The organism is Pseudomonas karstica (genome assembly GCF_009707515.1).
Lineage (GTDB): Bacteria > Pseudomonadota > Gammaproteobacteria > Pseudomonadales > Pseudomonadaceae > Aquipseudomonas > Aquipseudomonas karstica.
In genome coordinates this window covers 1-1,941 of sequence record NZ_WLYI01000071.1, presented here as the reverse complement: position 1 = coordinate 1,941, position 1,941 = coordinate 1, and the positions used below count along the sequence as shown (strand labels likewise).

The following is a 1,941-nucleotide window of genomic DNA, read 5'->3' as shown; positions in this document are numbered from 1 at the left end:
CTACGTGCACCTTGATGCACTGCCGCTGACCCCCAACGGCAAACTCGATCGCAAGGCCCTGCCGGCACCAGGTCTCGATTCGCTGATTAACCGCGCTTATGAAGCCCCCCTCGGTGAACTCGAAATAACCCTGGCCCGGCTCTGGGCCGAAGTGCTCAACGTCGACCGAGTTGGCCGCCACGACCACTTCTTCGAGCTGGGCGGGCACTCGTTGCTTGCCGTCAGCCTGATGGAGAAGCTGCGTCAGGCCGGCCTGGAAGCCGATGTCAGAACCTTATTCGAGCAGCCCACGCTCTCGGGATATGCAACATCTACAGAAAGAATGGAGATTGAGCTGTGAGCGTGATTGAGCTATTGGCGACCTTGAAAGCAAAGGATGTTCAGCTGTCGGTCAAGGACGATCGACTCGTGGTGAGTGGCCGCAAGCAGTCGCTTGAGCCCTCGATCATGACCTTGCTGCGTGAGCACAAAGCTGCGCTGATCGAGCTGATCCAAACCGGCGACTATCGCGCGAGCAAGGCCGGCGAGGTCGAGATTCCACCCAACGATATCCCCGTTGGAAGTACGCAGATCACGCCGTCAATGTTGTCGCTGTTAAGCCTCGATCAACCGGCGATTGACCGTATCGTGGCCACGGTGCCCGGCGGGGCGGCTAATGTGCAGGACATCTACCCGCTGGCGCCGTTGCAGGAAGGCATTCTTTACCATCACCTCACCGCAGAACAGGGCGATCCGTATGTTCTGCAGGCTCTTTTCGGCATCAGCAGCCGTGCGCACCTCGATGAGTTTGCGCAGGCATTGCAGAGCGTGATCGAGCGCCACGACATCCTGCGCACGAGTGTGGTTTGGGAAGGCCTGGACGAGGCGGTTCAGGTAGTCTGGCGTGAGGCTCGACTGGCACTGACCGAGATCAGCATCGACCCTGCGCAGGGCGAAGCCACGCAACAATTGCACGAGCGCTTCGACCCGAGGAAATACCGACTGGATGTCAGCCAGGCGCCACTGTTGCGCCTGGCATTCGCCGAGGACATCGCGAATCAGCGTTGGATCGCGATGTTGCTGTTCCATCACATTGCCATTGATCACGCGGCGCTGGAGGTGGTGCAGCAGGAAGTCCAGGCGTACGTGTTCGGTCAGGCCGACCAACTGGGTGAAACGCTGCCGTATCGCAACTATGTGGCCCAGGCGCGTCTGGGCGTGAGTCGCGAACAGCATGAAGTATTTTTCCGCGACATGCTGGGTGAGGTGGATGAACCGACGTTGCCTTTCGGTTTGCAGGATGTACGCGGGGATGGCCAGGACATCGAAGAAGCGATGCAGGCGGTGGACATCGATCTGAGCCGACGCCTGCGCACGCAGGCTCGTCTGTTGGGCGTGAGCGCCGCGAGCCTGCATCATTTGGCGTGGGCTCAGGTGCTGGGACGGATCTCCGGCCGCGAGAATGTGGTGTTCGGCACGGTGATGCTGGGTCGGATGCAGGGTGGCAAAGGCGTCCACCGTGCATTGGGCATCTTCATCAACACCTTGCCGTTTCGGGTCGATATGCGCGGCCAGGACGTGCGCGCCGGCGTGAAAACCACCCATGCACGCCTGACGGCACTGCTCGGGCACGAGCACGCATCCCTGGCTTTGGCGCAACGGTGCAGTGGTGTACCGGCGCCGACGCCTCTGTTCAGTGCTTTGCTCAACTACCGGCACAGTACGGCTCAAGCCGTGTCCGGCCAATCCGTGCAGTTGTGGGAAGGTATTGACGTACTGAGCGGTGAAGAACGCACCAACTATCCGCTGATCCTGTCACTGGATGATCTCGGCGAAGGTTTCAGCCTGAGTGTGCAGTCGGCCCCGGGCATTGGCGCGCAACGCATTTGCGATTACATGTGCAGGGCGCTGGAAACGTTGGTAGAGGCGTTGGAACAAACGCCTGACGCGTCGTTGCGTAGT

The 1,941-nt window shown here is 60.4% G+C and carries 2 protein-coding genes; both read left to right on the top strand.

What is annotated here, in order from left to right; translation table 11 throughout:
* Positions 1-340, top strand: a 340-nt coding sequence (locus GIR22_RS25715; protein WP_154746082.1) for a phosphopantetheine-binding protein, incomplete at its 5' end; no start/stop codon positions are given.
* A partial coding sequence (locus GIR22_RS25710; protein WP_343039667.1) for a condensation domain-containing protein occupies positions 337-1,941 on the top strand: 1,605 nt, incomplete at its 3' end. The genes GIR22_RS25715 and GIR22_RS25710, both read left to right, overlap by 4 nt.